This is a genomic window from Pseudoalteromonas gelatinilytica (assembly GCF_001641615.1).
In the GTDB taxonomy this organism is placed as follows: domain Bacteria; phylum Pseudomonadota; class Gammaproteobacteria; order Enterobacterales; family Alteromonadaceae; genus Pseudoalteromonas; species Pseudoalteromonas gelatinilytica.
In genome coordinates this window covers 392042-413809 of the sequence record NZ_LRRU01000020.1, presented here as the reverse complement: position 1 = coordinate 413809, position 21768 = coordinate 392042, and the positions used below count along the sequence as shown (strand labels likewise).

Genomic DNA, 21768 nt, shown 5'->3' with positions numbered 1-21768 from the left:
TATGTAAAGCGGTTTCCAGCCGAAAGCTACTCCCCTAAATTTTATACTCGTTACCAGTGTTTTACTTAAAGCCTGGTAACAATGACAGTTCCACTCCCCTTACCCAAACGCCCTAAACGCTCTAACTTTAAGTTAGTGCCGAATAGCCAAGTGCATTTAAACAAAGCCAATAACGCCACTGAGGTGTATGACCTTGAGGGTGCTTACTGGGAGTTTGAAATTGAATTAGCCAATGTGCCTGAGCGTGAAGCATTGGCGCTTGATGCGTTTATTGCAAGCCTGCGTGGCCAAGTGGGTACCTTTACCCTATTTGATTACCGTCGCGAGCAACTTGATAAAGATTTTACTGGGTATGTGCGTGGTGCAAATCAAGACGGTAACATTCTAAATATTGATGGTTTACCGCTAAACCAAACCTTGTTGGTTGCTGGCGAACGTATGCAAGTGGGTGTTGGCCAAAATACAGAACTAAAGATTTTAACCGGTGATTTGGTCAGTGATTCACTTGGCCGTGCCACTGTCGTGTTTGAATCACCCCTGCGTAAAATCCCTGCTGATAACACCTTAATCACCTTTAAGCAGCCGCGTGGTTTGTTTCGCCTTGCGGATAATAACCAGGGCATCGATAGCGCTGAATACAAAAAAGGCATTGTCACCAGTTGGAAAATTAAAGGACGGGAGGCGTTTTAATGGAGTCGTTAAACGCTGGGTTACTCGCTGATTTAGCCACTAGTGGTCGCGCCCGTTACTTTGTTCGCCTGGCATTTAAAAGCGGTGATGTATTACTGCATACAGGTGTGGGTGAACGTCGCTTTAAAAACTTAACCTGGCATGGCTTAGGCATGCTGGGCACCGTCAGTGAAATCCCCGCTAATGATAAGAACGACAGCGCTCGTATTCGCTTAACCCTGCATACCCAAGACACTGCTGTACTGGCTGAAGTCGCTGAAAATGACCCTATTGGGCACACCTGCGAAATCTACCTTGTTACCGTGGATGAACACTACCGCGTAAGCCAAAGCCAGCTGCTTGAAAGTGGCTACATTGTGGCGTGCGATGTAGAGCGCGGCGCAGTATCACAAGTGCAATTAAGTGTGGCGGGTGAAAGTGAACGCTGGAAAGAATCACGCTTACATCAGCGCTGGAATGATGCCACACAACGCGCCCTCTTCCCTGATGATGCTTTTTTTAGTGAGCAAGCGTCTGCTAATAAACAAAACCTACCTGACACACAACCTGGTAACTACATAGGAAATAAACGCCGTGAACGCCACCGTTAAACTAGCCGCCTTTATAAACCAACGTAATTGCATGCCGTTTCAGTGGGGCAAAAATGATTGCTGCCTACTCGTGGCTGATTGGGTTCGCTTTGCGACAGGCCAAGACGTTGCTGCAGATTTTCGTGGTAAGTACCGCTCTGAGAATGGCGCATTTAAACAACTCTTTAAACGCGGTTTAAACGATGTTCAAAGTGTGTTTAAAGACCGTTTAAACCCTGAAATTCCCGTTTCGTATGCGCGCCGTGGTGATTGCGCCCTTGTTGAATTTAACGGCGAGCTTGTTGGCGGAATTGTGACAGTTAATGCCGTTGTATGTGTTGGCGAAAATGGACTTGTGACTAAACCTATGAGCTGCGTAAAAGCGGTTTACCCATTGGAGCCGCGCAATGTCTAAAGTTGTCGATACTGTAGTAGACACTGGCGGCGACTTATTCGGCATTGGTCGTAGTATCTATGATAAGACGGTGGGCGCATTGTGGGACTCGCTCACCCCTGATGTGCCTGAAGAGGACCTTGCAACACTTGCTAAAGGTTTACAAAAAGGTATAGACCAACCACGCCGCATTACTTTTGGCCGTGACCGTGTTGGTGGGGTTATTGCTCACCAAGCTGAAGTTGAGCGCGATAAAAAGAAATTTGTTCAAATGGTGGTGCTAATTAATGGTGCCCCGATTGATGCCCTCGAAGAAATCTACATTGCTGATAAGCCGCTTACTGAATACCCAAGCGAGAGCTGGGACTATGAATTAAGTGATGGCCGACACACAACCGCGAACAGTAAAGCTGTTGCTAAAATGGCAGGTTGGACTGCTGAACACATCGGGTATGGCCAAGCACACATTTTTGTTGAGTTTGAAAATAACCGTGAAGTCTTTCCGGATGGCATTAGCGATACTGAGTTTTTAATTCGCGGTGCCCGGGTGTGGGACCCGCGCGATACAAATCAAGACCCTGATGATGAAACCACATGGCTTTGGTCACAAAATGCGGTGTTATGTGCCCTGCACTATGTACGCTTTTATGGGGCGCATGAAGTCCCTTTTGAGCGCTTACCCCTTGAATGGTGGATTGCCGCTATTAACGTATGTGATGAAGAGGCCGAGTTTACTGATAAAGACGGTAATGTCACGACTGAGCCACGTTATACAACCAATGGCAGCTTTACATTCACTACTAAACCCCTTGATGTATTAAACCAACTTGAAGCCTGTTTTGCGGGTAAGATTTTTCGCCAAATGGGCCAATGGTATGTGCGTGTTGGTGCTTGGTATGGCAACCCAACTTACACCATTAATACAGATGATGTTCACGGTAACATTAAAATTAAATGGCACGCGGATTTACGCGACCGTGCTAACGTTGTGCGTGCCACATTCACTGATCCTGAACAAAACTATGAACGCACAGATGCGCCACCGGTGATATCAGCTGCATACCAGGAACGTGATAATCAGATACTAGAAAAATCAATAACGCTCCCCTTTGTTAGAAGTAGCACCACCGCACAGCGCTTAGCGACCATACACCTAGAGCAAACACGCTTAGGTGAAATTGAATTACCCCTTAAGCACAAAGGTTTGGCTGCAGCTGTTGGTAGAACTGTTTACTTAAACTTACCAAGTGAATCGATCACCAATAAAATCTACCGAGTTACAGAGCGTCGTTTTCGTTTAGATGGCGGCGTAACGCTAATGTGTATCGAAGATGGCCCAGGCTTGTGGGGTGATAACCTAATACCAGGCGCACAAGATTTAACACCAAACAGTGATTATTTGGTGGGCCGTCCACAGCCTATTTTTGATGTACGGGTAACGATTGATGGTGATGGAAACGGCATTGTAAAGTGGAACCACCCTACACCGCTTGCTGTACATGAGTACGATGTTGAGTTTATTAATACATCATCAACAGAGCCTGTATTTAAAACAACTGTAACGTACACACAAGTCACTATCCCTAAGCTGGCACTTGGTGAATACACGGCTCGTATTAGCGCTAGAAATATTTTTGGCCAACGCTCTGATACAGTCGGTGTGCAGTTTAGCGTACTTACCCCATCGATACCGGTTGTGCACGTACTAGCTGATTACAATCAAATCACCCTGACAGCCGAGCTTGCTGCTGCAGGCATTGGTACCCAGTTTGAATGGGAGTTCTTAGGGACAACCGCACAGCCGCAATCGGGTGAACGTGTTTTAGCACAGATTTATAACCGCATTGGTTTGAAGAGCGAAACCGAATACAACTTTAGAGTACGCAGTGTGAACCACTTAGGTTCATCCGCGTGGGTGGATGTATCGGCCACTACAACGACAGTCGACTTAACCGAGTTTATCAACGAGCTTCCCCTTACGCGTTTAAGCCAAGAAGCACAAAATTTAATTAACGATATTAATCAGCAAGTCGACCGTTTACGCCCTGAAACAGAGAATAACTTACCATCGCTTATTGCTAAGAATATTGATGCGATTACGGGCCTTGCTGAAAAAGTAGAGGTCATTGATGAAGAGAACCCAAACAACTTACAAAGCCAGCTTGCACAATCAAACAGTAAAATAAATGATTTAGAGCGTGTCACTGAAGTACTGGATGCAACAAAGAACAACAGCCTACCTGCGCTAATCAAAATTAATCAAATCGCTATTGAAAACCAGCGCCTACAGCAGCAGGACTTAGGCTTAACGCTCATCGATGTATCGAGCGCTTATACAAATTGGCGTAATGAATACGAACGCAGAGCGTTTAACAATGAGCGTTTAATCGATGCGGCTGTGTATGTTGATCAAGATACCGGCACTATCGTTAATCGAGCATATGCCTACACAGATGAAAGCTTTGAAAGCGCCCAGCTACTTATTGAAGGTGCAGAAAGTAAAATTACGCTCAATGCGAAGCAAATAGCGCAATCACAAAACCGTATTACGCAAGCCGAAGCAACGTTAGTCATTCAAGCGGCCCAAATCAATCAACGGGCGACCTTTGCACAAGTTGAAGGCCAAATAGCCGGTGCCCTTGCAGCATTACAGCCTGCCTACAGCTGGCAATTTAATACAGGCGTTGAAGGCTTTACGGGCACGGATAGCCATAACGCACAAGGCTATATTGTCGCGACGAGCCAAATTGTGACACCAACAGTCAGCTTTGATGCATCAGAAAACCCGATGTTTCGTATTCGTGTGCGTAAGCATACGGGCTCAACATGGAAAGGGAATATCACCTTTAATGGTGGCGCTACCCTACTCCATTTACGTGAGCCAACGACGGATGATTGGGAAACGTTGACCCTTGATGCAACTGGCACAGCAGGTTATGCGGGTACAATCACTAGCCTTGCGTTTGATTTAGGCTCATGTGATATCGACTCGATAGAAGTTGGTAAACGTGGCGCGAACGACTTGGCCCTTGCTGACATTACCGCGCGCACGACAACACTTGAAAATGATATAAATGCGCGCACCGGTATCATGGCCCAGTACGCAACCACGGCTTGGGTCAATGCACTAGGCTTTCAAACGCAAAGTAACGTTCAAGCGTTAATAGACTCGTTTAATACCCAATACAATATTAGTGCTGTATTACAGTCATTTTCTGACAACGACACAATCTTAAAGGCGAATGCCGCACAAACTTGGATTGATGGTGCTAATGCCAAGATACGCGAGCAAGTAAACAGTGTTTTAAACAGTGAAAATGGCGTTAATGAGCGAATTGCGACTGCTGAGCGAAGCCTAGACGCAATCCAGGGCGAAATAAGCCAAAGTGTTAGCCAAATCAGCGGCCTTGAACTTGATGTTAAAAGCCAGGGCTTAGCAGACATTATCCAGGCATATAACCAGCTGCAACAAGACAAGGATTTAGCTGAGCAAGGCTATAGCTTAGCTGTTGCTAATGAAAAGCTCACTGCTGTTACCAATGATGTTGCCTCTATTTCATCGCAACAATTAGAGCTTGTTAGTGCTTTTGCACAAAACCAAGCCTATTTAACAAGCTTAAACCAAGCTTTTGCTAATGAGCGCTCAGCACGCAGTAGCGCTGAACGTACCCTGCGCGCTGAAATTACACGTGAAGGTGAACGCTCAGTTGCCCAGGCGAATGAGCAATTAACGGCAATGGTGGGCTATTGTGTTGATGCACAAGGAAACCGCGTAGATGAAATAGATGCAATGGCATGTATCGCTGCAGGTCATCAATGGATTGATGGTCCATTGATAGATCTCATCAATGAATATACGGCGGTATTTGTCACAGATAAGGGTTATCAAACAGCGTCTAATGTAGAGCAGTTTATCAGCACACTTGATAGCCAATACGGTGTTACAGCGACCATTCAGCAAATCAACGAAGATGGCATTATTGACGCAGCCAAAGAAGCAAAGCAATGGGTTGATGCTGCCAATGGCACTATTGAAAACATCATTACGCAATTTGTTAATAAACCAAATGGTATCAACGATAACATCGCCTTTGCGTATGATTTAATACAAGCAAATGCCGATGATATTAGTGTAACGGCCACAGCACAGCAGCAACTAAGCGTTCGCATGGGCGAAGCTGAAACAGATATAAGCACCCTTGATGAAGCATTATTAACAGAGCAGCAAGCCCGTGCAAGCATGGGTTCTCAGTTACGTATTGAGTTTCAAACCCAAGATTTAGCCATGCTTGCCACAGCCAATGAGTTTACTCGCGCTGTAACTGGTTATTGTGTTGATGAACAAGGAAACCGTGTTGATGAAGATGATGCCGTAGCCTGTGATGCCGCAGGACATACGTGGGTTGATGGTCCTGCAGTTCAAAGAGCTGTAGAAATTAGCGCGGCATGGGTTACGCTGCAAGGCTTCCAAACTCAAAGTAATGTACAGCAGTCACTAAATACATTTGATGCTACATACAAAATCAGCGCGACCCTTCAGCAATTTGCAGACAATGACACTCTCCAAAAAGCAAACAACGCTCAACAGTTTATTAATGGTGCTGAGGCTTACATTGCACAGCGTATTACTGCATATAACGAACAAGAAGACGGTGTAGACGCTAAGTTTTCAGACGTACAAGAGCGCTTAGATGCCGCTGAAGGCTCAATATCGACAAGTATCATGCAAATTCAAGGCTTAAACCAAGCGCAGCAAGCAAGTGACTTAAACGCTGTGATTGCTGCATATAATGCCTTAATTCGTGATAACGAACTTGCAGAGCTCGACGTTAAAGCAGCCTTTGCAAACGAAAAACTACAAGCCCAAACAACAGAAGTTGAAAGCCTGGCACAGCAGCAGCTGGAACTGGCTGCGCTGTTTAACGACAGCAAAGCAATTATTACGAGCTTAAATCAAGCGGTATCTAACCAATACCAATCAAGTGTAATACGCGACCAACGTTATCAAGCAACGTTTGAAAATGTGAGTGCCCGTTTTAGTGATGTTACAACGGCGATAGCGACGATTGATGAAGCGAACACACTTCGCGACCAAGAGTTTGAATCGTTCGTTGCCGATACTATTTCGCAATTTGATGAAGTGGCAGAAACCTTTGCAAGTCAAGAGCAGGCTTATACTGAGTTACAACAAACGCTAACAGCAAAAATCGACGAAGACACTGAAGCCGCTAGAAGTGCCGCCGTATCAACAGCCCAGCAATACACCCGTACAGCAGTTGGTTACTGCGTAAATGCTGAAGGTCAAATCACAAGTGAAAAGGATGCCGTACAATGTGTGGCGGATGGTGGAACATGGCTTGCAGGCCCATTAGCTGAATATATCGAGAACCTTCAGATCAGCAACGGTGAAAGTACTGCAAGTATTAAGCAGCTGCGCCAAGTGTTTGAAACCGTTGAAGGTAAATTAGTGGCGCGTGGCGGCTGGACGCTCGACAACAACGGGCGCATTGTCTCGATAGCCGGTTACAACGATGGCGAGACAGGCAACATTGATATTGGTGCCGACCTGCTCCGGTTTGGTGTTGTCGTTGATGGTCAGTTCTATCCGACCTCTTATATTGATAACACCGACCCGTCTAATCCTGTACATGTATTTAAAGGCCGTTTAGTTCTGAGTGATGGCCACACAGTACGAAACCTTGATGATATCAAAGCGCAAGATGGTAAAGATGGTACAAATGGCATCGATGGTCAAGACGGCAAAGATGGGATCACACCAACATTCTCTACGAACCCTGACGGTTCTTACACTATCAGTAATGGTACCGAGCAAATAACAATCCGTGATGGTGAAAATGCTCCTATACCAACAGTTACAAATAACGGGGATGGTACCTACACAATCACCGACGGTGAAGGTAATAGTGTAATTGTAAGCGATGGCGAAGATGGAGAAAACGGTTCAGACGGTTATACACCAGTTAAAGGCACAGATTACTTTGATGGTAATGACGGCAGCTTTGTTAGTTACATATTTATAGCTGCTCCATCTAAACCTTCAACACCATCAGGTGGTTCTTTTAATGGCACATCTGAAACCTTCCCTACTTATTGGTCTGATACCCCTGTTTATATCGATGGGCAAATTACCTGGGTGTCAAAAACACGTTGGCGATTAGTAGATAATGCCTGGACTAATACGGGGTGGTCCTCACCTGTCGAATACATCATTAAAGGTGATAAAGGCGCTGACGGGCAAAATGGTAATGATGGCCAAGACGGAAACGATGGTCTAAACGGTCAAGATGGCGCTGATGGTACTCGTGGTTCTATCACTGTTGATGTAGCGACATCATCAGGAGCGTGGTCTGATTCAGTCGCGAATGCGAACGTACCAGGCTCACCCGTTATTCATGATCGTGTCACGATTTACAAATCATCCGACCCAGCTATTCAAACGACAAAACGATTTAATGGTTCTTCGTGGGTTAGTTACACATTACAAGTACATGGCAGCGCCATTATCGACGATACCCTTGATGCACGTGCAATTCGAGCTGGTTCACGTATGGAATCACCGCGCATTGACTTGATAGGCGGTGCGTTCATGAAAATTGAACTCGCCACTGGCTTTGGTCCAGATAACCTTTGGTATTGGTTTGGGCCAAAAATCATGAGTGCGGGCCTTCCGAACTTAGCCGCACTTACTAAAGCAAATGCGATTGAGTGGAAAGATACTGCTGGTAATGCCTACTTCGGTGGCGCTATTTCATCCGGTGTATTAAGCACTGCACTAACAACGTCGGACCTTTCATCTACAGCCAATGTAACAATTGGACCATTCGGTTCAAATGGTGGCGTTATAGATATCGTGTGTTCTCTTATGGCCACTTCGCGTGGCTCAGGCCGAAGCAGTTCACCTGTTTCAGCGCCTTCAGAACCATCATACACCATTGCTCTTTATGAGAATGTATCGGGCAGTTGGATTACCCGTAAAACGCAAAGTTTCACGGGTGAATCTGGCGTACACAATATCTATGACGGTGAATCAAACATGTATGACTGGATTGGCACGCAAAGCTGTTCCGGTTCATTCACCTATACAGACAACAAGAAAACAACCACCGATAGAACTTACAAACTCGCTATAACGAGCCGCAATGCACTGGCAACAAGCGGTAGTTATAAACCAACTCAAAAACTAACATTAGTATCGACAGAGGACTAACTATGGCAGCTTTTACAGCCTCACAGGCCAGCATTAATAACGGCTCTAAAGTCGTTAAAATCAATAGCGGCGAAAGTATCGCTAATGTGGGTGATGGTGACTTTTTAGTTATCGCCAACTTCATTGTTGAAATCAATCGCGCTTATGTCAGTGCAACCAACGAGCAATTAATAGAACTTGTTGAGAACTGGCCTAACAGCAATCAAAACAATCAGAAATGTATTGTGATCCCTACTACTGGTGCATTTAAGAAAGCTGTAGATGCACTGACAAATGCAAATCTATTGGTGAATAACAATTTTACTGCAATGCAGGACTGGCAAACCAAAACAGGTACCGTCACGTTTAGTAATCAAGACGGTACAACCACAACAGTTAAAACCCTTAAGCAAATTGAAAATGAAGCCCAAGCACAAATGGATGCCACCCATCCCTTCCCGTGGGCATTACGAACTAAGGACATAGAAGCGCTACGCAAAGCAAACTTGGCTAGGTATGACAATGGGTTTATTTCATTGGGCCGAGAAACTCAGGTATCAAATTTAAACTTAGCCCAAGGGTTATGGGTCGCCAACGATTTAAAATCAAATCAATTATATATGGGTCGAAAAATTGACGATGCCAATACGGGTGGAACCGCTGAAACAGGCGAAGCTATAATAGTTGTAGCTGGGCTTGAGTTTAATTTAAAAGACATTGCAACGGATGCTGCCCACCTTGAAGCAACACTTCACATGCCTGAAGCCGAAGACGGGACACGAACCTTTGATACTGCAACGGGTTTAAGTGTAAAACATGCCAGTGCTGCTATTGCTTTTGCTTCAGAAACAGCAACAAATAAAGTGGTTATACGTCGTCAAGACGTACCATTTATTGAAATGTTCAAACGTGAAATAACCGAAGCAGATCCTTTTGTGTATGCTTACGGTGCAATTCAAAGTACCGCCTCTAAAATTGAGGGTATCAATACGGTTCAAAATACGACGCGGCCATCAAGTTATTTTGGTTTTTATAAAGGTGATACTCGTGTAGGTAAAGGTATTAATTGGCTCACTGCCACTGATACACAGCGTAAAACAATTGCCGCCAATCTTAAGCATTATATTATGTTTGATGACCGAACAGGTAAATGGTACCAGTACTGCATTAGAGTTCGATTTATTAAAGGTGCTGGTAATGGTGATTGGCTTGCTATTGATGCACGAAAAGCGGTTAAAACGTACTCTGATCCATTCATGTTTTCAGCCGAAGCTTATGTAAAACCGCAAGGTAACTTAGACAGTATTGATTCTGATATTAATACTTTTACGGGTGGTGTTACGGGGTCGTTTTCAAATATCAACAATCGTACATTCCGTGAAAATTACAAAGGCCGAGATCTTAAGGATTTAAAAGGGCTTTATGTTGCAACACAAAGTGGTGCAAGTTTACCGACAAATCTAAACGTTGCTGATGGTGAGTGTTATGCCTTGGTTATTGGTTGTTTTAATCGATTGAACCAAGGGGCAAACAATTTAAGCAACCCGTATGGTGCCGCTTGGATTGCCTCTAACTCTGGTAACTCACTAAAACGTAACTATTGGTCAAGTGATGCGTTAGTAGCCAACACTGTAGCAGATAATTTTATCCTAGCCTCTGACGGTGGTATTAAATCAACGAATGAACAAACGGGTAACATTGGTACAACGGCCAATGGTGAGGGGATTCTTTCACGTTTAGACAACCGTTTTCATGACACTGTTTATAATGGTGGTCAAGGTGGAATTTCTAGAGATATGCGTTACTCAGCTAAAGGGATCACAATTACCCAAGCTAAGAAACGTGTAAACGAAATGCAAGGAGATTTGGCACCAGGTCTTGAACGTGAAACTCAAGTAATGATTTATCAAAGTTCAACCAACACAAATAACAATACATATATTGATTTTGATGGTAATGAAACGAGTAACTTTGCTGTTGGTGATGAGATCTACTGTGAAACAGAAGCTGGTACTTATGTTAAGTCCACGGTAACGAGAATTGGTGCAGCATTTCTTCAAACCGAAGGTCAAGACAATGGCTGTAAAGTAAACGGATTAGTGGTCCACCTTAAAAAGACGGATACTTCGCTTAGAGGCAGCATTGAGCGAAACGATGTTGTAATTGACCCTGTTAATTTCTTCAATGAGCCAACACTGGCCCTTGGTTGGGTTGGTGGTTGGCGTCACCCATCCATGGCCCAATCTACGCGGGTAGAAGCAACCCGCAAGTTGGTTAGCTCTATCTCAGCTAATCGAATTTGGAAAGCAGAACTTGCTGATAATTATGGGAAGTCAACGTCCTCACCTGACACGGTGAAAAATGATATGTTCATTGATCCTAGCCACATTATTTCTATTCTGAATTACCGCTATAAAGCGAAAGTCACAACCGAAAGTGATGTGAAAGGAGCCTTAGAATACTTTGATGTTTTCTATACAGTTCGTGACATTGTGACCTTTGGGTCAACCTTTGCTGAATCATTAATTGGTAAGGTATTAAAAAACACGTATTCAAATAATCACAAAGGTTATGCCCCAACACTTAATTTGAATATTAGCCCACAAACAAACCTGATCGCGGGTGTTACACATGCTCCAATAGACCTCGATAACCGTGAGTCGGGCGCACTAGGTATTAAAGTGTTGTCTTCGGTCTTTGAAGAAGACGGTCTGTTATACGCCCAGTTTAACTTTATAGAACTGGTGTGCAGCGGAAGTAATTGGGGAGATTCAGATAGCCAAATCCCAATTGTTCCTAACCTTTCCACCACTATTAATGACAATGCAACGAGTGTGATTGTAGGAACTGCAAGAAGCGCTGAGCCATTAGGAGTTTTACGTTATGCATAACAAGATACTCGAATTCATTTTATTAGATGAAAATAACGAACCAATCTTAAGCGATCTTGGTTTACCAACACTTAAGACAGGACACGTCCCAAAAACTGAAAAGGATTTGTTACGTGTCATTTCTTTAGGTCAGCCCGTTAATGTAATTAATGCCTTTGCTCAAGAGTTTATTGATAGCGAGCAATGGGAATGGGCCAGTAAGTACTACGACTATCTAGTTGAACTAAACGAAGCCGAACAGTACAACGCAAACTTGCCTGACCCTATTCCAACCGAAGATGGCACCTTGATTGAAGTTGAACCCAAAGCGCTACCTACAGAACCTGTTCGACCTGCAGTCAGAACGGTTGATGAAGTACTCGAACCGTACAAAGTAACGATTTTTAAATTACAGCGACAAAGCCAAATTGATAATGCCGTGATTGAAATATCAACGGGCAAAACCTTTGATGCTGATGAACAGAGCATTACACGTATGGCTAACGCACTTATTAAGCACTGGCAGCTTGCCGAAGACGACACTATACCTTGGTCAACAACTGATGTGCCAACGGGCGTAATGGTTGAATGCACAAAGGCCGAAATTGTTGAAGCGCACAGCTTAGCAACAGACCACTTTGCAACAGCTTGGAACATTGAATAACCAAGGGGCTTTATAGCCCCTTTTTATTGGAGGCAACTATGTCTAACGTGCTTAAAACTTTAAGAACCCTACTTTGCTATCTATTATGCGGAATACTATTAATAACCCCTTTTATCGTTTTATCTTTCCCTGCTTTATTCGGTAACAACTGGGCATTCAATTGCCTTTATAGTTTAGATATTTTTATTTGCAGCCTTTGCCACGGAACGCGACTTGAATCTATCTCAGCAAGAAGTTACAGACTCAGAAATGATAAAAGATATTACTACCAAATGCGTTTTATAGACTTATTAGCAAAACCATTTGATGGAAAGGAACATTGCAGACGAGCATTTAAATGGGAAAGTAAAGTTATTAAATCGGTTTAAACCTTAGATCTTTAAAGCTCATTTAAACATTGTTTAAAGAAGCTTTAAAGATACCAATCATTACACTCAAACAAATAAACGTAAGCCTATTTAACATAATTGAGCAATTCTAAAATCTTGCGTCTTTTTTTCTAAAATCAATCGGCGGCTTACATTAGTCGTTAGATTTTAAGGTTTTTTAACCCCTTTTTGCTTAATTTGGGTTTTCACGAATTTATAGCTTTTTATGAACTGCTCATTTCTAAACGTGGCAACCTAAAAATTTAATTTCACTACCGCACCTTGGTTGTTTGTATATTTTTGAATATAGTAAGGAGTAATAATACTTTAAAGGATTTAAAGCTCGTATGTTAAAAAAGTTTTGGGATTGGATATTAGATTTTATTCGTATTGATGAAGATATTGCCCTTCATGAAAACCGAATTTTCTGGATTGTTGTACTAGTTCCATTTGGTTTTATTTTTTGGTTGTTTTTTTCTTTAACTCAAGACCTCATTATAGATGGCCTTTTCAATCCTCATGTATCATCAGAGTCACTTGCTTCTTTTATTAATTATTACGCATTCCCAATTACTCTTCTTACAATACCAGTTACCTTAGCTGTTATGATCAATAGATTTCATTCATCGAAGCAAAAAGCCAAGAGCAACCGGTTAGTCGAACAAAATAATATGGCAAATAATTTTTATAACCACTACAAATATTTCTTCGAGCATTGTGAAGCAATAAATGCTCGATTTGCATCAAGTGAAATTACTATTAAACCTGAAGTTTTGTACAAAAAGATGTTTCCTCATTCTTCAATAAACAAGAATGTGAACGAAGTTGATATTTCAATAATTGACGAGGCTTTTAAGAGTTACGTTAGTAATTTTTATAACTTCATAAAGCATGAAAAGAACGTTGGTTTAAATGGAGTCTTTACCAAAACGAATGAATACGGTGAACCAACCGAAAGCCTTAAACTATTTTTTTTAAAAGAAGAGTTCTTTTGTACATTAGAAATCCCTGGTTTGATTGTTTCGACAAAAATCTCACAAGAACGTGAAATCTTTATACATATTCAAAATTGTCACGATTTAATCTTAATGTTGGTAAATTTTCATGGTGCTACTAACAGCATTCAACTTACAAACGAGTTAAATAAAAAATTTAGTGAATTTACAGACAAGTACTTTGATGAGAGAAAAGAGCATATTACTTTAAATGTTTGAACTAAGTTTCAAATCATTAGTAGTTATAATTAGTTAATTTAATGGAATAGATTCAAACCTAAAGCCGCCCCGCTATCTTTAGCCAGCCTACGATTTCACTTCCCCCAATTAAACGCCCTAGCAACACCCAGCGCTATTTCATGCAATACCACAAATCCAGCGCCATATAAGGTAGCCCAAACTGGGATGATGATAAAATCGAGGGTTGAGGTAGATGATGAAACGGCGACATCTTGGTAATTTGTAAGCCATGGGTAAAAACCAAAGCAGTAAAGAATAACGATTGGGGCTGCAAACAGTATTAAACGCAGTTTTCGCTGTTTAAAAAATGGGATAAATGAACTGACTAGCATCAGTAATAACGGCACGAACACGTAGATCACCGAGGTAAAATCATTCAGCGTCATGCCTAAACCTATGGTTACTATCAGCATGAATAAAGCAGTAAAAATGCGGTAAGCGGCTGTAAAATTCATAGTCATTCCTTGTAATACCAATTCGCTTAATTAAGTAGTCTATTTTGAGGCAATAAAACCTCGTTGATAGCAAGGCAAAAATTTCGTTATTTAGTTGTTCTAAATCAGAAATTTTTAACGCAAATAGCGACAGGTTTAATCCCTTATAATGATTAAGTATTATTGCGGGTTGGTATATAGTACCTACAACCACCCTAGCACGCTTATTTATAAATGGCTATTTTATAATACAATTTCTTTATTACAGCCGATGCTTTCTACAAAGTATTTATCATGGCTTACGAGTATAAACCCGCCTTTGAAACCCTGTAATGAATGAGCCAAGAGCTGTTTTGATTCTAGGTCGAGATGATTATCGGGCTCATCGAGTAACAAAAGTGCGGTGCTTTCAATATTACTGACGATACACATGGCGAGCTTCATTTTTTCTCCACCACTTAAAAGTGCGGCATATTTAAAAACAGCGTCTTTTCTAAAACCAATACTGGCAAGTAGAGTACGTGCGATGCTTTCATCTAGGTTTTTACAGTAAGTCATCACGTTTTCAAGCAGGGTTAACTCGTTGTTTATTAATGTAAAATGTTGGTCTAAATAATAGAGTGCTTGATTGCAATGTAACTGCCCTGCTTTTACTGGTATGTCGTAGTTCAGGGTTTTGAGTAAGGTTGATTTACCAGTACCATTTGCGCCCGCTAAATGAATTTTATCATCACTGAATACCTGAAAACTAAACGGTTTTTGTGTGCCGTGAGCTATTACAACCTCCTCCAGGGTAAGTACTTTTTGGTGCTTAGCTTCATTTGATTGCGCTAAGTAAAATTGCTGCGCTTTAGTTTGTTCAAGCTGGCTAGAAAGCTCATGTTTATTTCGAGTGAGTTCACCCTCTCGCTTAGCGGTATTTTTGATTTGTGATGATAAATTGGCGCTGGCTTTATCTTTTTTAGCATCCATCAGCACTTTAGGTTGGCTGCCTGATTTTCTGAGTGCTGCGCCCTGACTTGCTCGTTTTTGTTTTTTTTGCTTTTGTAGTTGCTCTGCTGCCTTGAGCTTACTTTGTTGTTTAACAACGTAGTTTAATTTGTTTTCAAGCGCAGCAACTTGCTGCTGCTTTTGTGCTTGGTATTCAGGGAAATGTATACCATATTGTGTTAACCCAAGGGTTGTGAGCTCCCAAACTTCATGGGCCTGCTCTAATAATTCTTGATCGTGACTTATTAGTAATAATTGCCCTTTAAAGTTGTGTATTTGCTTTATAAGCCAGCTTTTACCTTTTGCATCTAGGTGGTTTGATGGCTCATCCAGTATTAAAATATCGGGCTTTATGCAGGTAAATAGTGCCCAAAGCTTTAATTGGCTAAGCTGACCGCCACTTAAATATTTGCTTAGTGAGCAAGGGGTTTTGCTATTTACGCCAAGCCTTACAAGTTCTGCATTAAAGCGCTCTGCTAAGTCCCAATTACCTTCAAGCAATGTTAAGTTTTGCTCTGTAACTTGCCCTTGGTTTATAGCATCAAGGGATTTAAACACAGGCTCTAGCCCAATAGTCTCTGCAATTGTTAGGTTATCAGCCTGATTTACATCGTTCATTTGTCGGTATAAACCGAGGGTTGAATTACAAACAACCGTACCAGAGCTTGGCTCTCTTTGCTTAGCAAGTATTAACGCTAATATAGTTTTACCGCAGCCGTTCCTGCCAACTAATGCGGTGATTTTAGCTGTGAGTGAAAATGAAAGGTCGTTAAATACAACATCGCCATTGCCATGTTGATAGCATAAATTAAAAGCTTGAAGTTGTGGCATAGTGCCTCCTGTATGACAGGGGCATAAGCGTGTGATCACACGAGATGTAACATAATAAAAGTGATAGTGAGCAACGCCTACTAACCCTGTTAGTCCAAAAAGATAAAAATGAAATTGGATAACAGGTTTAGTTGTTCATGTTGGCGGTAACTCCTAAAAAGTGAGGCTAGATAATAACCACCCAGTGCTCAAATAGCAACGAGTTATGATAGTCTTGAGCTACACGCTGCTTAAAGGAATGTATTTTGAATATAGTTAAAAGCCCACTTGCCTCACAAAAACCCATTCAAGTTAAGATGCAACTTGAACAAAGCAAACGTGTATTTGTTATTGGCGATTTAGATGCAGATTTAACTAAATTTGAACAAGCACTCAGCTCTGTTACTTTTAACCCCAGCGAAGATATCTTGTTTTCATTGGGTGATGTGATTGACCGGGGTGAGCACAGCATTGCGTTACTTGCGCGTTTTCAAGAGCTTGGTGTTCATATGTGCCTTGGGAACCACGAGCATATGTTACTTGAGTCTTTACTTGCAAAGGATAAAGGTTACTACCGTTTATGGGTTGAGAATGGCGGCCGCTGGCATCTAGAAGCAACCAATGAAGAGCTCGCGTTTGCCTGTAAGCAGCTACTTAACTGCCCGCTTTCTTACTATGTTGAATACGGAACATTAAGAATTGGTTTATCACATACCACCTGTGCTGATTGGGATTGGCAAAACCCTGCACAAGATATACAACAAGCGATTGGCGCTTTACTTTGGGATAGAAGCTTAACCAAAGCGAAAAAGCCGGTAATAAACCCTAGTATCGATTTTTCGGTGCATGGCCATAACACGACCAAAAAGCCCTATTGGCTTGGCAATACTTATCATCTTGATACCAATTATCTCAGCGGTAAGCCCACAATTGTTGAGCTTAGCACGCTGATCAAGCAGTTTTCATCAATGTAAACTTGCCAGTCGTTCGACTGTTTGCTCTTCAAGGTACTTTTTGTAGGTAAGCCTTGCGTGCCACAATTGCTCATCAGTCTCTTGAATGTAGATAATTGGGCCAGCAATTTTACTCGCTAAACTTGTTAGTTTACTGTACTCACGGGTATCAATTTTGCCATCGCTAAAGTAGCTTTGTGCGGTATTTAAAAACTGATCATCTTTATAAATATCACTATGCCAAATAAGCGAGCGATACATACTGGCGGTTATTTCGGTAGGTTTATCGTTGGAGCGGAAAAGTTTCACTTCGGTGTAAATTGAATTACCGGTAATTACAATCCCTATTAACGACAACGTCGTGAGAGTCATCATCCATTTCATGCTCTATTCCTCACAGTTAGGTACTAATTTAACTATAGGAGAGAAAGATGAATGTATGCTGTTTATTTAATCAATTAGGATTGTCGAAACTATTCTCAAAATACTTAATTATTGTTTTTAGTCCCTAATTTACTGCTTTAGAGCGGAACCTTTAATTTGTGTATTAAGCCAAAAGGCCTAATACACAAGAACTACAGCTAGTGAAGCGCTGCTGTAAATGGAATATTTTTACAGATTTCGGCTTCTGCGATGAGGATTTCTTCTAGGCGTGCATCAACCTCTTGCTTATCGAAATACTCGTAGGCTAGTTCAACGAATAAGTTTTTATGTTTTTCTTCTGATTTTGCAATCGCGACATAAAACTCTTTTTCTTTACCTGCAGGTAAAGCTTCTGCGACAAGCGAGAAACGCTCGTGTCCGCGTGCTTCAATAACGCCTGCCACTAATAAGCGGTCCATTAAAAATTCATCACGGCCATTTCTAAATACCGCACGAATTTGTTTGATGTAAGGATCTTTTTGGTCATTTCCAAGTGATACATCACGTTCCATTAATAGCTTTAAAACTTGTTTAAAGTGGATCATTTCTTCCAGTGCTAGGTCTGTCATGGCTCTAACAAGCTTACGGCGGTCTGGGTAATGAGAAAGCATAGACATAGCCATACCAGAGGCTTTTTTCTCTGCTGCAGCATGATCTTGTAAAAAGGTATCGAAGTCAGCTAAGACACCTTCTGTCCATTCAAATGGCGTGTGGTATTTCAATTCAAACATGATAAGGAACAACTTAACTTATAATGGCGGCGATTTTACCGTATTTTACGTGTGATTATAACCAAGAGATTTATCAATTTTACCACTTCTGGTTGATGACACTTTATCTGGATGCTTTATGTCATTCCACGCTGTGACCTTACCGCCCATATTGAGCTGTTTAAAGTTAATTGGTTGCTGAGTGTTTAAAAATTGTTGAAGTAATTGCGGACTGTTTGGATCGGCTACATCAAGAGTTAATAGCTGCTCTTCACGGCCTTTAAAGTAATCTTTCACTTGCTGTTGGTGACGCTGATAACACGCTGTTAGATATTCATCAGATTCTATCTCTGCCAAGCTATAATGGCCAAATACATCTAGATAACAGCGTTTTAAATGGCTATTAAAGCCACCATCTGGGCGCATTAAATTAGTATGCATACGTGCTAATAATTGCCTAATCGATGGTAGCCACTTAGGTAAATCGCGCTCAAGGTTGATAAAGCGGCTATTTGCAAAGTGCTTATCAAGTAAGGCGTATTCACTAAATACCGGGGTATCGGCAATAACGTCTGCAGTTGTAATTGCTTGTTGGGTATAGGCTGTGTGGGCGGTTTTATATCCGAGTTGTAAAAAGCTGTTACAGATACTGGTTGTGCCGGTTCGTGGTAAACCGATTATAAAAATTTTAGAGCTCATGGCACCTTATCAAATGATAACCACAGCGATTTGTCGTTGACTGGGGTTAACCTTGGTAAATCATAATTGCGCAATTCTATAACAATTTTGTCGTGTAGGTGGGCGTTTTTAATTATTTCGCCATTGTACTGATAAAAAAGCTCATCAAACTCCCCCGTCTCACGCATGATTTTTAAGCCCTTATTTACTGCTTTTGCTATTTCAGGGTCGTTCTTATTAAAGAAAAAATAAATTGGGCTTTTATATTTAAGCATTAACTGAGGCAGTACAGCCAGCGGCATCTGGTTTTTGAAAACTGCATATTCGTCTTTGATTTCGAGGATAGAACGAGGAAATAAATCGCCGCGACCTCTATCGAGCATGACAAACAGAAACTCTAAATCTAACGAGGTAGAAACAACCAAGCCGTTATCACGCAATATTTTGGTATCAGGCCAATCTTGCCCTTGTAAAAAGTAGATATGTTTTAAATCGTCTAAGGTTTTTAGCTGGCTCAAATGCGCTAGATTTTGCTCATTGATAAACATCATGCGCCAACCAAACAAGCCTTTGAAAAGCGGCACGCGTATTGGTAATAAACGTTCTTCTCGTTCTTTATCTGTCATGGTCCAGGTAACATCAATCGTGCCTTTTTCAATTTCTTTTAAAACACGATTTTGCCCTAACACTTCTGCCGCCGGTGTAAGTGTGAATTTATAACCACTTCTTTTTAATGCCGTTTTAAGTACAAGCAATGGGTAATAGTTTTCCTCGATGAGGCTTGGCATGGTTTTAGGGTAAATAATATTGAGTGTTGCTGGGGGGATTGCTGCTTCTTTTTTGCCATTGATTGTTTTTACTTCAGCTACGCCTGAAACCGAAAATATCAAAAGTAGTAAAGTAAAAACAATCTTCAGCATATTAGAATACCTGTGTAACTAATAACATCACTGCGCTGATTAAAATTGTTAAGAAAGTTAGCATCATCCCTAATACACGTAATTTCATCAGATTATCAGCGAGTGCATAACTATGACAAAAACGGCCAGCAACCAGCATTGCCCCTAAAATATAGCAAAAATGGCTTGGAAGACCTTGGTACTCTAATAAAAATAGCAGAATCAGCGAAAATGGCACATATTCAATAAAATTTGCATGGGTTCGAATAGCCGCTTGTAGGCTAGCATCACCGCCATCGCCAAGTGAAATACGCTTTGCTTTACGCAGTTTAATGACACGAAAGCTAAGTTGAATGTATAAAATCGCCAAAATGGCAGCAAACGTTGAAACAATCACAGTTTTTCCAATTTTTATTTAAAGTTAGACGCTTAGCACTGTTTATTGCTAGGCTGTTAAGTAAGTAGTTAGGTTAGCTTAGTATGATATTTAATGTCTAACAGTTCTTAAGGAAGTGCATGTTTACGCCAAGAAAAATCGCCGATAACTACCGCGAAATGATCAGTAGTATCGGATTTTACCCATCAATGCTCTCTGTGGTGTTTTTAGTATTTGGATTAATTACCACAGCGGTCGAGTATTCATCATTATCAATGGAATTTAAAAAGCTGATTGGCGTGTTATTGGTCGATAGCGAAGAGAATGCCCGAACCATCCTCAGTACCCTTGCAGGCAGTATTATCTCATTAACCGTTTTTAGTTTTTCTATGGTTATGGTGGTGCTTAATAGCGCCAGTGCCAGCCTTTCACCGCGTGTATTACCGGGGCTTATTACCCGTAAGTCGCACCAATTAGTACTGGGCTTTTATCTTGGCAGTATTATCTACACCATATTAATGCTGATAAACATACGTACCATTGGTGATGGCGATATGGGTATCCCATCGCTCGGGATCTTCTTTTCATTGGTGTTTGGGTTAATTTCGCTGGGCTTTTTTGTGTTTTTTATTCACTCAATTTCAAAAGCAATTCAGGTCGATAATGTACTCAATGACCTGTTTAAAAATACCAAGGGCGAGCTTAAATGCATAATTGAAATGCAACATGAAAACCCTGTCGAGGATTTTCCTGAGTTTGATGATTGGCATAGTATTAAAAGTAAAACCGAAGGCTACTTTAAAGGAACTCACACCGATAAATTGTGTGCTCTGTGCCAAGAGCACGGCATAAAGATTTATATTTCGGTTAAACAAGGCTTCTTTACGGTTAAAGGTTACCCATTTTTGAAGTGTGATACTGATTTATCGGACAAACCAGAGCTTGTAGAGCAACTACTTAGTTGCTTTATCTTTTACATTGAAGAGTACATTAGAGATCATTACCGCTACGGTATGACGCAAATTTCAGAAATCGCTGTTAAAGCAATGAGCCCGGGTATTAACGATCCTGGTACTGCGGTAAAAGCCATTGATATGTTAAGTATCTTACTGATCTTGCGATTAGATATTTACGATGTGAACTATTCACTTAAACGATGCGAGAACAATCAACCGCACTTGTTTATACACGAAACATCATTCGATGAGCTGCTGCACGATAACTTCACGCCAATTCGTAACTATGCGAAAAATGACGCCTATGTAATGGTGAATGTGTTAGAGGCCTTTAAAAACATATTGTTTAGAGCATCTGATAACGAAAAAGCGACAAACAGTTTGTTTGTTTACTTAGGGGCGATTATTGAAGATATCGATACGCATATTAGTAATGAGTACGACCGTGAGCAAATTACTAATATGCTAAAAGCGATTGCTCGTATTTCAGAGCAACAAGGTGAAAAATTGCTGGCAAAGTTTACCAGCAATCAATAATTTAA

General features: G+C 41.5%; 16 protein-coding genes. 9 read left to right on the top strand and 7 right to left on the bottom strand.

Annotated features, from left to right (window positions below; translation table 11 throughout):
• Positions 1 to 81: 81 nt before the first annotated feature.
• The 7 genes from NH153_RS14830 to NH153_RS14800 all read left to right on the top strand — a co-directional run bounded on the left by NH153_RS14830 (position 82) and on the right by NH153_RS14800 (position 13976).
• Positions 82 to 690, top strand: a complete 609-nt coding sequence (locus NH153_RS14830) for a hypothetical protein (protein WP_240494378.1) — start codon at positions 82 to 84, stop codon at positions 688 to 690.
• Positions 690 to 1280, top strand: a complete 591-nt coding sequence (locus NH153_RS14825) for a hypothetical protein (RefSeq protein WP_063705176.1) — start codon at positions 690 to 692, stop codon at positions 1278 to 1280. The genes NH153_RS14830 and NH153_RS14825 overlap by 1 nt, the downstream gene beginning before the upstream one ends.
• Positions 1264 to 1674, top strand: coding sequence for a DUF6950 family protein (locus NH153_RS14820; protein ID WP_063705174.1), 411 nt, complete (start codon positions 1264 to 1266; stop codon positions 1672 to 1674). The genes NH153_RS14825 and NH153_RS14820 overlap by 17 nt, the downstream gene beginning before the upstream one ends.
• Positions 1667 to 8881: a phage tail protein gene (locus NH153_RS14815; protein ID WP_063705172.1), complete on the top strand. Its 7215-nt coding sequence runs from the start codon at positions 1667 to 1669 to the stop codon at positions 8879 to 8881. Before NH153_RS14820 ends, NH153_RS14815 begins: the two co-directional genes overlap by 8 nt.
• Positions 8882 to 8883: 2 nt before the next feature.
• Positions 8884 to 11751: a hypothetical protein gene (locus tag NH153_RS14810; RefSeq protein ID WP_063705170.1), complete on the top strand. Its 2868-nt coding sequence runs from the start codon at positions 8884 to 8886 to the stop codon at positions 11749 to 11751.
• Positions 11744 to 12394 (top strand): hypothetical protein, encoded by a 651-nt coding sequence (locus tag NH153_RS14805; RefSeq protein ID WP_063705168.1) that lies wholly within the window; start codon positions 11744 to 11746, stop codon positions 12392 to 12394. Before NH153_RS14810 ends, NH153_RS14805 begins: the two co-directional genes overlap by 8 nt.
• Before the next feature lie 715 nt (positions 12395 to 13109).
• Entirely contained in the window at positions 13110 to 13976 is an 867-nt protein-coding gene (locus NH153_RS14800; protein ID WP_063705165.1) for a hypothetical protein, read from the top strand.
• A 95-nt stretch (positions 13977 to 14071) separates the two neighbouring features.
• On the opposite strand, the gene NH153_RS14795 is transcribed toward NH153_RS14800, so the two are convergent.
• Complete coding sequence (locus tag NH153_RS14795) at positions 14072 to 14452, bottom strand: hypothetical protein (RefSeq protein WP_063705163.1); 381 nt, start codon at positions 14450 to 14452, stop codon at positions 14072 to 14074.
• Between the two features lie 222 nt (positions 14453 to 14674).
• The gene (locus NH153_RS14790; RefSeq protein ID WP_063705161.1) at positions 14675 to 16252 is read right to left on the bottom strand and encodes an ATP-binding cassette domain-containing protein; all 1578 of its coding nucleotides are present in this window, start codon (positions 16250 to 16252) and stop codon (positions 14675 to 14677) included.
• Between the two features lie 245 nt (positions 16253 to 16497).
• Between NH153_RS14790 and NH153_RS14785 the strand changes: the two genes are divergently transcribed.
• Positions 16498 to 17205 (top strand): metallophosphoesterase, encoded by a 708-nt coding sequence (locus tag NH153_RS14785; protein WP_082874079.1) that lies wholly within the window; start codon positions 16498 to 16500, stop codon positions 17203 to 17205.
• On the opposite strand, the gene NH153_RS14780 is transcribed toward NH153_RS14785, so the two are convergent.
• From NH153_RS14780 to NH153_RS14760, 5 genes are all read right to left on the bottom strand, one after another.
• On the bottom strand, positions 17197 to 17568 hold the full coding sequence (locus tag NH153_RS14780; RefSeq protein ID WP_063705156.1) for a hypothetical protein: 372 nt from the start codon (positions 17566 to 17568) through the stop codon (positions 17197 to 17199). The two genes, NH153_RS14785 and NH153_RS14780, sit on opposite strands and share 9 nt — an antisense overlap.
• A gap of 197 nt (positions 17569 to 17765) precedes the next feature.
• The gene (locus NH153_RS14775) at positions 17766 to 18338 is read right to left on the bottom strand and encodes a MiaE family protein (protein WP_063705153.1); all 573 of its coding nucleotides are present in this window, start codon (positions 18336 to 18338) and stop codon (positions 17766 to 17768) included.
• 45 nt (positions 18339 to 18383) lie between these two features.
• Positions 18384 to 19016 (bottom strand): sulfotransferase, encoded by a 633-nt coding sequence (locus tag NH153_RS14770; protein WP_063705152.1) that lies wholly within the window; start codon positions 19014 to 19016, stop codon positions 18384 to 18386.
• Positions 19013 to 19915 carry a substrate-binding periplasmic protein gene (locus tag NH153_RS14765; protein WP_063705150.1) on the bottom strand — a complete coding sequence of 301 codons (903 nt, stop codon included), beginning with the start codon at positions 19913 to 19915 and terminating at the stop codon, positions 19013 to 19015. Before NH153_RS14765 ends, NH153_RS14770 begins: the two co-directional genes overlap by 4 nt.
• Position 19916: 1 nt before the next feature.
• On the bottom strand, positions 19917 to 20291 hold the full coding sequence (locus tag NH153_RS14760; RefSeq protein WP_063705148.1) for an MAPEG family protein: 375 nt from the start codon (positions 20289 to 20291) through the stop codon (positions 19917 to 19919).
• A 119-nt stretch (positions 20292 to 20410) separates the two neighbouring features.
• Here NH153_RS14760 and NH153_RS14755 point away from each other — a divergent pair, with 119 nt between their 5' ends.
• Positions 20411 to 21763, top strand: a complete 1353-nt coding sequence (locus NH153_RS14755; protein ID WP_063705146.1) for a DUF2254 domain-containing protein — start codon at positions 20411 to 20413, stop codon at positions 21761 to 21763.
• Positions 21764 to 21768 lie beyond the last annotated feature (5 nt).